The sequence below is a fragment of the Agrobacterium sp. H141 genome, from assembly GCF_057158725.1.
In genome coordinates, this window is sequence record NZ_JBXENI010000003.1 from 211,908 (window position 1) to 223,740 (window position 11,833).

Genomic DNA, 11,833 nt, shown 5'->3' on the forward strand with positions numbered 1-11,833 from the left:
TGAGTTGTCCCTTGCCTGTCACCGGCACCATTGATGCAAACCCTGTGTTCCAAAGCGAACTCTGAGGCAAACTGCCTCAGGGTCGGAGTCACTGTATTCAAAGCCTCTGCGCGGCCAGACAAGACATCGAGGCTCGCTCAGTTCCGCCGGAGTGCCTGATGCTCCAGAATGTACACGTCATCATGAGGTAGCATTGGCCGGCAGATCTGCCCTATAAGGGCAAACAATCACCGGAATCCCAAATGCCATTTCGCTTCGTTCACACTGCCGACATTCATCTCGATTCACCGCTTCGTTCGCTGGCAATGCGCAATGGTGAACTGGCGGAACTGATCGGTGATTCCACACGGCAGGCATTGATTGCCATCGTCGATATATGCCTTGAGGAACAGGTCGATGCGCTGGTAATCGCCGGTGATCTATATGATGGCGACCAGACATCGATGAAGACGGCTCGTTTTCTCGCCGGCCAGATGGAGCGGCTGCATCAGGCCGGTATTGCCGTTTACATCATTCGCGGCAATCACGACGCCTTGTCGAGAATCACGCAGGAACTGGTTCTACCACCCAATGTGAAAGTCTTTGGCGGACGAGCCGAGGCAATCGAAACGGATTCAAACGGGCTTTCCGTTGCTATTCACGGCATGAGTTTTGCAAAGCCGCAGGCCCCGGAGTCTCTGCTGCCGAAATACAAATCACCGGTCTCTGGCGCGGTCAACATCGGCATCATGCATACGAGCCTCGCCGGCGCGCCTGGCCACGATGTTTACGCACCCTGCAATGTTGCAGATTTGCACGGCTCCGGTTTCGACTATTGGGCTCTCGGCCATATCCATCAACGCAGCGATCATCTCGGCGCTCGCACCGTGATCATGCCGGGTATGCCACAGGGCCGCGACATCAACGAAGCCGGTGCGAAAACCGTGTCGCTGGTGACGATTTCCGACGATCGCAAGGTCACCGTGGAAGAACGGCTGACCGGCATCGCCCAGTTCGAGCGCGTGAATGTCGATCTGTCTGAGGTGACGGATTGGGCGCAAGCGGCCCAGGCAATCGAGACGGCGCTTGCCAGGCAACGCGACCATACCGTTTCCCCCCATCTTGTCGCCCGCTTGCGGATGTCCGGCGAGACATTGCTTTCCTTCAAGCTTCGCCGCGACATCGATCTGATGACCGCCGAGGCTGAGCAGCGCGGCGAACGGATTGGCAATACATGGATTGAGAAACTGGAACTTGATGTACGCCCACCCGGCGAAGCGGCCAAGGAAAGTGCCGATCCCGTCATCGAACTCGGTCACCTGATGCGTGACGACGTGATTGCAGGTGACGGCTTTCGCACTGAGATTCGAGACATGGTGCGGGAAATGATGTCCGATCTGCCGCCGGAAAGCCGGACCTTTGCCGGTGATGACGAAGCAGCGTTTGACCGCTTCATAGATCACCTGCTGGCCCAAGGGACCGATGACATTACAGCACGCATGAGCGCAGCCGAAAGAGACGACAACTGATGCGCCTCAATCGTCTTGACCTCACACGTTATGGGAAGTTCACCGATCATGTGATCGATTTCGGCAAGGCCGAGAATGGGCAGCCGGATTTTCACATCGTCTACGGTCTCAACGAGGCTGGAAAGTCGACGACCTTTGCGGCCTATCTCGACCTGCTGTTTGGAATGCACCAGCAGACACCGTACAATTTTCTGCATCCCTACGGTTCGATGCGCATCGGTGCGCAGCTGGATATCGACGGCGCGGTCCACGAGCTTGCCCGGCTGAAACAGCGGACAGGAAGTCTCGTGGATGCGCGGGGAACGCCAGTCAATGATGCGCTTCTCGTCGCGGCTCTCGGCGGAATTACGCGCGACGCCTATCGCACCATGTTTTCTCTGGATGACCAGTCGCTCAAGGAAGGTGGCAATGCGATTATTCAAAGCAAGGGGGAGTTGGGTGAGCTCTTGTTTTCCGCAAGCTCCGGTCTTGCCGGCCTCAGCAAGTCGCTCGCCGCGGCTACAGAAGAGGCGGCATCCGTCTACAAGAAGCGGTCGTCGAGCACCAGGCTTGCCGAACTGAAGCGTGCACTTGAAACGCTGAAGACCGAGCGCAACGCAATCGACACATTTGCAGCTGCACATGCGGCGCTCTCTGCAACGCATCTGCAGGCGACATCCGCATACGATGCCGCAGCGGTTGAACTGGCCGCCGCGAAAACACGGCATGCCGAGCTGACAAGGATCCTGGCCGCCCTGCCGCTCGCCCTGGATCTGGCCCGGCTGGCAAACGACCCCGCGAACCAGATCGAACTGCCGCGACCGCCATCCGAGTGGTTTGCGCTCCTGCCGCAGCTATCGCGCGACGAGACACGGCTGCAGGCTCTGCTGCAGGAAAAGGACCGTGGCATCGAGCAGCTTTCAGGCGAAATCGATGCCATCGTCATCGACGAGAAGGGCCTCGCCATTGCCTCTGCGATGGACATGCTTGGCGATGGCATTGCCCGGTTTCGGTCTGCCGAAAACGACCTGCCAAAACGGCGTCAGTCTCTCTTTGAACAACAGGGGGCGCTTTCGCGTCTGCTCGTGGATCTCGAACGTCCAGCAGACGAGAGCCCGGAAAGCCTGCTGCTGCCGACTTCGGTCACGGCGATCATTCATGACCTGCTGGAGAAACGTTCAGGCGTTGAGGCACGGCTTGCCGCCGCCAAGCGTGAATTGCAGCGCAGTCACGATAGTCTCAGGCGTATTGAGGAAGACCACGACGCGGACCACGATATCGGCAACACACTTGACGAAGGCATGCTGGCCAAACTGGAGTCCGGGCTTGCACGCCTGACTGCATCGGATCTTGTCTCGCGTCTTGCCATCGAAGAGCGTGCCCGCACGCAATTGCAGCGCAAGCTGGAAAGCCACGCGCTGATGCTCGCGCCATGGTCTGGCAACAGGGAAGAGCTTGCCGCTACTCCGACAGCCGACGCGCGGCAGATCGAGCTATGGCGCAATCTGGCGACGTCGATTGATCGACGTGTGACCGATCACCGAGATCGTCACCGCGCTGTCACGACCGAACTGGTGACTTTAGAGGCACGATTTGCCGCCTTCACCGCTGGCGGCGCGATTGGCGATGCGGAAGCGCAATCGGTACGGGCAGACCGGGATGCGGCATGGCAAGCCCATATCGTAGCGCTGGACAGAGCGTCAGCACTGACTTTCGAAGAGGCGTTGCGCCGAGACGATGTTCTGTCTCACAACCGCCTGGCACGGGCCCACGAACTGGCAGAATTACGCCACCTCAATCAGAAAATTGCGGAGACGAGGGCCGCAATCGAGCGAGAGCGGGAGTTGCTGGACGAGGCATCGACCGAGCAGTCCGCACTTGGCGAGCGCATCGCCGCTCAGTTGCCGGACGAGCTTGTGACGGAACCCGATGCGCTGCAGAGGCTGGCGATGTTGGAAAGCTGGTCCAGCAGACGCGCTGACACCCTGTCGGTCTGGACCGATCTGGAGCAGGTAGAAACGACCATTGCTGACTTGAGCGCAGAGCTGACAAGCGTTTGCGCCGAGTTGGAGACTGCGCTGGTTGCGGCTGGAGCGGATAATCGTGACGAGACAACGCCCCAGGAACTGAGCCGGGCCGCCTCGGCACTGATGACGCGACTCAAATCCGGAGCTGCTGCCAAGGCAGGTCACGCCAAAACGATGGCCGATCTGGCGCGCGACGTCGCCGAGCGCGAGCGCGACCTGAGCGAGGCGCAGGAAGATGCCGACAAATGGCAGGAGGCCTGGCAACAGGCGCTGTCAAAGACCTGGCTTTCCGACAAGGCCGGATCGATTGCCGCCATTCGCGATATTCTCCAAGAGCTTGCCAAGCTGCCCGCCATTTTGAAAGACTGCCAGGAATTGACGCAACGCGTCACAGCCATGGAGCGTGATCAGGCGAGATTTCGCCACGACCTCGAAAACCTGCTTGGCAAGCTTGATGAGGATCGTGATATCGATGACCCGCTGGCGCTCGCCAATCGATTGCTCGAAAGACAAAACGCCGCGCGCCGTCAACAACAGACAAAATCTGACCGCCAGCTGGATCTCGAAAAACTGCTGTCCGAGCGTGCAGACCTTTCAGCAGAACTTGCAGTCCATAACGCCCGCAAGGGTGAACTGACGGCTTATTTCGGAACTGACACTCTGGCCTCCGTTGCAGGATTTCTGGATCAGGCCAGAGAGCGCGAACGGGTTGAGGCCCGCATGGCCGAACTTCGCGAGCAGATCGCGCAAAGCTTGCGAGTACCAAGCTTTGAAGCGGCTCAGCAGCACCTGCAAGACATTGACGCAGAAGCGATAGAGCAAGAAGCAATGGAGCTTGCCACCCGCATCGATGACCTAACCGAACGGGCGCGAGAACTCTATGCGGACATGACGCGCGCCAAGGACAAGCTCGACGCCGTCGGTGGAGACGACGCTGTGGCCAGGATCGAGGCCAAGCGAAAGACCATCTTTCTCGAGATAGAGGATCTCGCCACCCGTTACCTGACGCTTAAAACCGGCATATTGGCAGCTGAAAAGGCCCTGCATATCTATCGTGACAAGCACCGTAGCTCGATGATGAACAGGGCCTCGGAAGCCTTCAGCCTCATTACCGGAGGCAATTATTCCGGCCTTGCCACACAGGTTGACAAAGATAAGGAAATCCTGATCGGCGTTGCCCGGGACGGAAGCTCCAAGCTTGCGGAAGACATGTCGACCGGCACGCAGTTCCAGCTATATCTCGCCTTGCGTCTGGCCGGCTATGAGGAGTTCGCAGCCGTCCGTCCCGCCGTTCCCTTCATTGCCGATGACATCATGGAAAGCTTCGACAATCCCCGTTCTGAAGAGGTGTTTCGTCTGCTGGGCGACATGTCGAAGGTCGGTCAGGTCATTTATCTTACCCATCACTGGCACTTGTGCGAAATCGCCCAGTCAGTGGTACCGGATGTGAAAATTCATAAGCTGCCATGATGCGACGGCAGTGCTAGCCCATCGCGCTGCCTGATAACTACGGCAAAGATGGACCGGGCGTCGGACTGGCCAGGAATTCGAGAACCATGGCGGCTGTCCAGGTAAAATGCGCGCCGCCGCAGGGCGCGGCGGTGATCGGGCTGTAATATTCGGCAAAGCCGCTGAGTTCGATCAAGCGGATACTGTCGGCGATGATGCGATCGACCATGTCACTTTGGCCAGCAGCGAGAAGTCCGTCGGCGATCATGTAGTTGACGATCAGCCAGGCCGGGCCACGCCAGTAGCGCAGGTCATCGAATTCGGCCGTCGTCGGATCATGACTGGGGATCAGGAATTGTGCGGTTTCACCCAGTTTTTCGATACGTCGGGAAATGCTCGCGGCCCTGTCCGCCGGAATTGCCGCGAAGGCGGCCAGAAGTCCGCCGACCGAGGGGCTGTCGATCAGGCTGCCAGTAGTCCGGTCCAGACAGAGATACTGCCCATGCGCCCTGCTCCAAAGCGTCTCCATGGCGGCACTGCCACGCTCTGCCAAGTCGCGAGACTGCCGAGCGATATCCGGTTCATCCAGTTGCTCCGCGAGATCCGCCAGGTCCGCACAAGAGCGGATCAGGATGGCGTTGAAGCCGGGATCGACGACCTGAAACGGCGAGGCATCATGCAGTCTGGTGTTATCCCACCCAAGGCTGCGGAAGGTCTGCACCAACCAGATATAGCGCTCATATTGCGCCCGGGTCGGTCTATGTGCCGGATCGGCATGCTGGATGTCCCGGCGTGTGAAGGGTTCGACACCGTCCGTCGGTACGCGTGAAAGCGCGATATCCCAGTCCACCGAGTTGTCGCGACCGGACTCCCACGGGTGAATGATAGCGACCAGACCACTCCCCTTGGGGTCGCGGGCACGGAAGAACCATTGATGCCAGGCATGAAGCTGAGGCAGCAGGGCCTTGGCTCTCTCTCTGGCCAGGGTCTTGTCCTTTGCCCGGTCGAACAGGCGACGAACCGTAAAGGCAGCCACCGGGGGCTGGGTGATGCCGGACGTGGGAACCTTTCGGCTAGTTGCCCATACATCGGGTCCGGGAAAATAGCCCTCGTCGCGTTCATGAAAGATGACATGCGGCACCATGCCGTCTTCCCATTGATGGGCAAAAAGCGTGTCGATCTCGGTCCAGGCCCGAACCTCGTCGAAATGGGCGAAGCCGAGGGCGCTGAGCGCACTATCCCAGTTCCATTGGAACGGATAGAGGCCGTGGGTCGGCACCGTATACGTACCCCGGTCGTTGCGGCGCAGCACCTGCACCGCCTGTTCGATCAATGCATCTCTCATCTGTATCTCAGGCCAAGGCTAGGGTGGTTTCAGGATCGAACCAGCGGATACGATCGGCTTGCGGTGCCAAGGTCAAAGTATCGCCCGGGCGCACGGTCAGATCGCTGTCCAGCACCGCGCGGAAGGGTCTGCCGTCCACGTCGCAGGTGACCAGAAGATGCGCACCCAGCGGCTCCACCACCTTTGCCGTTGCCGTCAATCCGTGTTCGGCAGGGCGGATATCTTCCGGACGGATTGCAAATTGCAATGCCGGTTTATCGGTGCGCGGACCATCGATGATTTCACCGGCAACACGCCATTTTCCGTCACCGGCGGGTGTCGCCTTGATGAAATTCATCGGCGGGTTGCCAATGAAACTGCCGACGAATTCTGCGGCAGGACTGCGATAGACCTCAATTGGCGTCGCCGCCTGTACGATCTTGCCCTGGTGCATGACGCTGATGCGATCGGCAAGGCTCATGGCCTCCACCTGGTCATGCGTGACATAGATCGCCGTCGTCTTGCTGTCGGCGAGTACGCCTTTGAGTTCGGCGCGCATTTCGAGCCTCAGAAGCGCATCGAGATTGGACAGCGGCTCGTCCATCAGGATAACGTCCGGCTCCATTGCGAGCGCTCGGGCGACGGCAACACGCTGCCGCTGCCCGCCCGACAATTCGCCTGAATAGCGCTTCAGCAGCTGTTCGATATGCATGAGCGTCGCGGTACGCTCGACCCGCCGCGTGACCTCATCATTCGGCATCTTCTTCATGCGCAGACCAAAGGCGATGTTTTCGAACACCGTGAGGTGGGGAAAAACCGCATAGTTCTGGAACACCATGGCAATGCCCCGGTCTTTCGGCGGCAGATGGTCCACGCGCCTGCCCCCGATCCAGACTTCGCCGGTGCTGGCCGTCGCAAGTCCCGCTACAATGCGTAAAAGCGTTGTCTTTCCGCAGCCTGAGGCACCGAGCAGGACCATGAATTCCTGATCGGCAATGGTCAGGTTGATATCATGAAGCGCTTGGTAAGCGCCGAAGGTCTTGGCGACGTTCTTGATACGAATTTCAGCCATTTGACTGGTTCCTTTGTCTAGGCGCGCTCCGCTCAGCGGTTGGCGATGCCCCACATGGCGAAGAGGTATTTGCGCACGGCGAAAATAAAGATCAGCGCCGGGACAACGAGGATGAAGCCGCCTGCGAATTTCAGATGCAGCGGTGCTTCGCCGAGCGTTTGCAGCAAAAAGGCGGGCAGGGTGCGGTTTTCGATGGTCAGAACGGCTGCGGCAAAAACCTCGTTCCACGAGATTACAAAGGCGAAGATCGCGGACGCCGTGATGCCGGGCAGGATGAGAGGCAGGACCACCTTGGTGAAGGCGGTAAACCGCGTACATCCAAGCGTCCAGGCGGCTTCCTCCAGCTCAACCGGAATTCCGGAAAACAGCGAAAAGGTGATCAGGACGGCAAAGGGGATTGCCAATGTGGTGTGTACGAGGGCAAGCCCGAAGGCCGTGTCGTCGAGACCGGTGCGGATGAAGAGGACCGCAAGCGGAAGCGCCAGTAGCGGCAGCGGAAAGGCACGGGTGAGAAGGATCAACATACGAAACACTTCCTTGCCACGAAAATCGAACCGCGACAGGGCATAGCCTGCCGGCGCGCCGATGGCGATCGACAGCACCATTGTCATTCCGGCGACGAGAAGCGAATTCTTCAAGGCAGTGAGCATGCCGTTGAAACTGGCAAAGAAGGTCAGGCTGCCAAGATCGAATTCAGGAATGAAGGATTTGGGAAAGCTGTTGACCGTTTCCGGTGAGGACAGCGTGTTGATGAACAGCAGATAGAGCGGAACGATCACCCAGGCGCACAGCAGAATGACCGAGGCGACATAGACAGTGCGCCCGGTTCTGCGGGTCGAGGCAACCTGCGCGGGGGTCGCAACGGAAGCGGTCATATCGAGGCTCCCTTCGGCACGCGCAAGACGCGCAGAATGATCAGGGTGAAGGCAATCGAGATGGCAAGTACGATCAGGGCCAGGGCCGCCGCCGCGCCATTGTTCTGGAGACTGAACTGGTAGGAATAGATCTCACCCATGAGCACGGGAAAGAGTGTGCCTCCGAGGGCTGCGACCACAGCGAAGACTTCGAAGGCCAGCACGACACGCAGGATGAGCGCGGTCTGCAAGGACGGCCTGAGCAAGGGAAGGGTGATGCGCAAGAACTGCTTCCAGCGCGAGGCTCCGAACACCTCGGCGGCCTCATAATATTCCCTGGGTATCAAACCAATGCCGGCCACGAGGATGACAAGCATGATCGCCGTGGCGCGCCAGATTTCGGCGAGCGCAATGGCGGCAAATACGATCCCCGGATGTTGGTAGGAGAGAAAGTTGACAGGGCGATCAACCAGGCCAAGTCCACTCATCATCGAATTCAGAAAGCCCGACTGGTCGAAGATCGCAAGCCAGATGATGCCCGCCGCAAGATCGGAGATGCCGAGCGGAATTGTCCAGATATAGAGAACCATATCGCGTCCCCGGTTCATGCGACTGACCATCGTCGCCATCAACAGGGACAGTGCCAGTTGAACGGGCACGACGAGCGCTGCAAGCAACAGAGTGTTTTTCAGCGAGATCGGAAACTTCCAGTAACCGACAACCTCACGGAAGTTATCCATGGTCAAGCCCGCGCCGGTGCTGAAGGCCTGTTGCGCGACCAGCACAAAGGGATAGACGAAGAACACCCCCAGAAACAGCGTGACCGGCAGGATCAGCACATAGGGCAGAATTCGAGCGTTCATTGGATCGCTCCCATGCTTGCGCAAAGCGCTCTTTTGCAAATCAGGGCGGCATTGTCCGGGCCGCAAGAAGCCCGGACGCGATGGATCTCACAAGGATGTGCCAATCATTCGACCGGGCATGCACCCTCAGATGGTGCATCGGGTGCCCAGCAAGGCGCGCCGGTTTCCTCCATGATCGCTTTCAGCTGAACCTTCTCATCGTCCAGAACCGACCTGATGTCCTGACCGGCCAAAACGATGCGCTCAAAACTGTCGACGAAGATACGGTTGAACTCGCCGCCCTTTTCGCCGAGCCCAGCGGGCAGGAGACCGGGATTTGCGTCCGCTGATCCACTCATTTTTGCAACTGCCGCACCGGCAGCCTTGACCGCAGGCGGCAGGTCATCCGGCAGATCGACGTCGATCACCGGGAAGAAGCTTGTCGCCCGCAGCGTCGCAATCTGGGTTTCGGGTGCGAGCATATATTTCACCAGCGCCTTGGACGCATCCATATCGGGTGCCGTCTTTGGAATGGCGATACCGGCCAGCACAGGCATGAAGCCGCGACCCTCCGGTCCTGCGGGCGCAGGGAAGGCGACGAAATCATCCGGACGTTCATTAAATGCCTGCGCGAGACGGGAGGTGTGGTCAAAAACGATCCATGCATCGCCAGACAAAAGCTGTTCCTGCATGAAGGAAAAGTTGGTCGAGGCGGGGTTGGTATGCGTCCAGAGCTCGCGGAATTTTTCCCATGCGGTTACAGCACCATCGGAGGCAAAGGTGCGCACAACACCATTGGTGTAGGACGGATAGAGATAGCCCTGGAAGAAGCGATGTTTGAGGCCCTTCGGTCCAGCCGGAAAGCCGAACTTGGGTTCGCCCGTCGCGTCCTGAACCTTTGCGGTCCATTCGATCAACTGATCATAGGTCAGAGCATCGATGTCGGCGCCTTCGGGCAAAAATTCCAGCGCCTTCTTATTGGCGGCCATGATGTAGGTTGCCTGCATCCACGGGACATATTGCATGTGCTCGGTGCCAAGCTTGGCAAGTGTGTTGAAGGTCTCGCTCTTGGCCGTGACACCGAGATCATCCAGATCGACAAGGTTTTCCGGATCCAATGCCGAGAAATTGCCATGCAGGGCACCCAAAGTGCCGATCGATCCCGAATTGGCCTGAAGCTCAGCCTGAAGACGGGTCAACCAGGGGCCATCTTCATTGGGCTGATAGTCAACTTTCTCCGGTGCGCCGCTCAAGACTTCTTCGCGCATGGCCTGCGCTTCTTCGACCGGCCGTGCCTGCGTCGACCAGAACAGGATGTCTGCCTGGGCAATGGCGGCGGAGCATAGAATGGCCAAGCCGGAAACGGCGCCAGCGAGCGTGTATCTCACAGTCATGAATTCCTCCCAAAGATGCATTTCGAGCACCGGACTCCCCTCCGATGCGCATTTTTCTGACAGCCTCGTCACCGATTGGCGACCAGCTACCTTGGCATGCGGCCCGATGTCATATTGCTGGCATCAGATGCACTCAGCGACCTCCATGGCTGAATGTCGAAATCATGGTACATCGTTATATCCAAGTCAACGCCAAACTCCCGCGAGACCAGTCATCCGCTGTCGTGACTGCGGGTGAAGCTGTTGATCTGCTGAGCATTTACGCCTAAATGGCAGCGTCATTCGCGAAATCGTTGTATCAAAGGCGCGTCCATCGATGGCAGGCAAGCCGACACTGGAGACCGTAGCGAAGGAAGCCGGCGTTTCGATCCCGACCGTCAGCCAGGTCATGCGCGGGACGGGCCGGATATCGGAGGAGACGCGCAAGAAAGTCCTGCAAGCTGCCGCCCGGCTGCACTATGTCCCGGATGCACGAGCTGCCTCGATGCGATCGGGCAAGAACAGCGAAATCGGACTCGTGATCCACCAGATCTCCAATCCGTTCAATGCCGAGGTCATCAGCGGTGTCAGCGATCTTCTGGAGGCCGAAGGCTATCTCGTTTCGGTGTTGGACGCGCGCGACGATCTGAGCCGTCAGGATCGCCAGCTTGAAGCATTCATTCGCAATGGACGTGGAGGACTTCTCTGGGTGCCGGCGGTTGGTACGACCGAGAAAACACTCGACTTTCTTGCAACGCACGCCGTCCCGACCGTGACGTTTCTGCGCCGCCCCGACCAAAGCGCCTTCGATCACGTGGGTATTCGCAACGCCGAGGCAACCGCACGCGCGACGAACCATCTGGCCGATCTTGGTCATCGCAATATCGCCTTTCTGGGCGGAACGACTATGACCGATGTGCGCAAGGAGCGGATCGCCGGATATGCGAGCATGATATCCGACAGAAATCTTGGCGTTCCGGTGATCTGGGATTCCGACGACAAAAAACCGGCCGGGTTGAAGGCGATGCTCGAATTGCGGCGAGCGCATCCAGAGATAACCGCAGTCGTCTGCAACAGCGATACGGTTGCCCTTGGGGCATGCTTGTCGCTGATGCGGTCGGGATTACAACCCGGACGAGATATCTCGATAACGGGATTCGACGATATCGAGGACGCCGCGATGGCAACGCCTACACTGACCACCATGGCCGTCAGTCCCTATCAGTTGGGACGGCGGCTGGCGCTGGTTCTGCTGGACCGCTTGCGGGAGCCCGGCATGCCCGTGAGTATCTCCGAAGTGTCTGCGGAATTGATCGTGCGTGAGACGACTGCTGCCCCTGTTGCAGACTGAATCTGAAGCCTTGTTATGGGGGTTTCAGGCTGTCTAGCGCCTCGACTGTCGAAG

At 58.8% G+C, this 11,833-nt stretch carries 8 protein-coding genes; 3 read left to right on the plus strand and 5 right to left on the minus strand.

Features of this window, described 5'->3' with window-relative positions:
* Positions 1-242: 242 nt before the first annotated feature.
* Both ACWPM9_RS22840 and ACWPM9_RS22845 read left to right on the plus strand, forming a co-directional pair.
* The gene (locus tag ACWPM9_RS22840; RefSeq protein ID WP_484758111.1) at positions 243-1,508 is read left to right on the plus strand and encodes a metallophosphoesterase family protein; all 1,266 of its coding nucleotides are present in this window, start codon (positions 243-245) and stop codon (positions 1,506-1,508) included.
* On the plus strand, positions 1,508-4,984 hold the full coding sequence (locus ACWPM9_RS22845; protein WP_484758112.1) for an AAA family ATPase: 3,477 nt from the start codon (positions 1,508-1,510) through the stop codon (positions 4,982-4,984). Before ACWPM9_RS22840 ends, ACWPM9_RS22845 begins: the two co-directional genes overlap by 1 nt.
* Before the next feature lie 37 nt (positions 4,985-5,021).
* On the opposite strand, the gene ACWPM9_RS22850 is transcribed toward ACWPM9_RS22845, so the two are convergent.
* From ACWPM9_RS22850 to ACWPM9_RS22870, 5 genes are all read right to left on the minus strand, one after another.
* Entirely contained in the window at positions 5,022-6,308 is a 1,287-nt protein-coding gene (locus ACWPM9_RS22850; RefSeq protein WP_484758113.1) for an amylo-alpha-1,6-glucosidase, read from the minus strand.
* A gap of 7 nt (positions 6,309-6,315) precedes the next feature.
* Entirely contained in the window at positions 6,316-7,359 is a 1,044-nt protein-coding gene (locus ACWPM9_RS22855; RefSeq protein WP_484758114.1) for an ABC transporter ATP-binding protein, read from the minus strand.
* A gap of 32 nt (positions 7,360-7,391) precedes the next feature.
* The gene (locus ACWPM9_RS22860; protein ID WP_484758115.1) at positions 7,392-8,234 is read right to left on the minus strand and encodes a carbohydrate ABC transporter permease; all 843 of its coding nucleotides are present in this window, start codon (positions 8,232-8,234) and stop codon (positions 7,392-7,394) included.
* Positions 8,231-9,076 (minus strand): carbohydrate ABC transporter permease, encoded by an 846-nt coding sequence (locus ACWPM9_RS22865; protein WP_428188790.1) that lies wholly within the window; start codon positions 9,074-9,076, stop codon positions 8,231-8,233. The genes ACWPM9_RS22860 and ACWPM9_RS22865 overlap by 4 nt, the downstream gene beginning before the upstream one ends.
* Before the next feature lie 104 nt (positions 9,077-9,180).
* Positions 9,181-10,449, minus strand: coding sequence for an ABC transporter substrate-binding protein (locus tag ACWPM9_RS22870; protein ID WP_428188789.1), 1,269 nt, complete (start codon positions 10,447-10,449; stop codon positions 9,181-9,183).
* 316 nt (positions 10,450-10,765) lie between these two features.
* Here ACWPM9_RS22870 and ACWPM9_RS22875 point away from each other — a divergent pair, with 316 nt between their 5' ends.
* Positions 10,766-11,779, plus strand: coding sequence for a LacI family DNA-binding transcriptional regulator (locus tag ACWPM9_RS22875; protein WP_484758116.1), 1,014 nt, complete (start codon positions 10,766-10,768; stop codon positions 11,777-11,779).
* The last annotated feature ends 54 nt before the right edge of the window (positions 11,780-11,833 follow it).

Excerpts from the sequence above, each read along its gene's own strand:
- ACWPM9_RS22870 (WP_428188789.1), bottom strand. The coding sequence starts at position 10,449 with ATGACTGTGAGATACACGCTCGCTGGCGCCGTTTCCGGCTTGGCCATT.
- ACWPM9_RS22875 (WP_484758116.1), top strand. The coding sequence starts at position 10,766 with ATGGCAGGCAAGCCGACACTGGAGACCGTAGCGAAGGAAGCCGGCGTT.
- ACWPM9_RS22840 (WP_484758111.1), top strand. The coding sequence starts at position 243 with ATGCCATTTCGCTTCGTTCACACTGCCGACATTCATCTCGATTCACCG.
- ACWPM9_RS22860 (WP_484758115.1), bottom strand. The coding sequence starts at position 8,234 with ATGACCGCTTCCGTTGCGACCCCCGCGCAGGTTGCCTCGACCCGCAGA.
- ACWPM9_RS22850 (WP_484758113.1), bottom strand. The coding sequence starts at position 6,308 with ATGAGAGATGCATTGATCGAACAGGCGGTGCAGGTGCTGCGCCGCAAC.
- ACWPM9_RS22845 (WP_484758112.1), top strand. The coding sequence starts at position 1,508 with ATGCGCCTCAATCGTCTTGACCTCACACGTTATGGGAAGTTCACCGAT.
- ACWPM9_RS22865 (WP_428188790.1), bottom strand. The coding sequence starts at position 9,076 with ATGAACGCTCGAATTCTGCCCTATGTGCTGATCCTGCCGGTCACGCTG.
- ACWPM9_RS22855 (WP_484758114.1), bottom strand. The coding sequence starts at position 7,359 with ATGGCTGAAATTCGTATCAAGAACGTCGCCAAGACCTTCGGCGCTTAC.